Raw genomic sequence first — 263 nt, 5'->3', positions numbered from 1 at the left:
GGGTAGGTGGGCAGGTCGGTCGGGCGGGCGCCGGTGCCGTCGAAGAGGACCCGCCAGGTGACGGGCTGCCCGTGGACGAACAGCTCGGCGACGGCGGTGAGCAGCGTGGTGGCCTCGTCGCGGTCGCGGCGCAGGGCGGCGACGGCGACCGTGTCGGGGCCGCTCTCGCGGGCGATCAGCGCGGTCAGGACGCCGTCGGGGCCGAGTTCGAGGACCCGGTCCGCGTCGAGGGCGGTGACGGCGTCGGCGAAGCGGACCGGGCG

1 protein-coding gene is annotated in these 263 nt (G+C 77.6%); it reads right to left on the bottom strand.

Going from position 1 to position 263, the window contains the following annotated elements; all coding sequences use genetic code 11:
- Positions 1-263: hypothetical protein (locus PUR61_RS19430; protein WP_329880244.1), on the bottom strand; the 263-nt coding region annotated here is incomplete at both ends.

Source organism: Streptomyces sp. BE20, from assembly GCF_036322525.1.
Classification (GTDB): domain Bacteria; phylum Actinomycetota; class Actinomycetes; order Streptomycetales; family Streptomycetaceae; genus Kitasatospora.
The sequence above is the reverse complement of the archived record's forward strand: the minus strand, read 5'-3'. Positions and strand labels throughout refer to the sequence as shown.